Raw genomic sequence first — 273 nt, 5'->3', positions numbered from 1 at the left:
GCGAGGAAGTTGTCGGTGGCGTCGCTGCACTCGCCGTTCAGCAGCGGGCTGTCGCTGAACGCGCAGAACAGCAGGAAGGCGTCGAGGAAGCGCGCCTCGTCCAGGTCGATGCCCAGCGGCAGGAACGGGTTGATGTCCAGGCAGCGCACTTCCACGTACTGCACGCCGCGAGCGGCCAGGGCCTGCACCGGACGCTCGCCGGTGTAGGTGACGCGCTTTGGCCGGATGCTCGAGTAGTACTCGTTCTCGATCTGCAGGATGTTGGTGTTCAGC

The 273-nt window shown here is 65.6% G+C and carries 1 pseudogene; it reads right to left on the bottom strand.

What is annotated here, in order from left to right:
- Positions 1–273 (bottom strand): annotated as a pseudogene (locus ACLJNW_RS25080) (glutamate--cysteine ligase); the annotation flags it as partial.

Origin of the sequence: Salmonella sp. SAL4457 (genome assembly GCF_046548235.1) — a bacterium.
GTDB lineage: Bacteria > Pseudomonadota > Gammaproteobacteria > Enterobacterales > Enterobacteriaceae > Salmonella > Salmonella enterica.
This window is presented reverse-complemented; position numbering and strand designations above follow the sequence as displayed.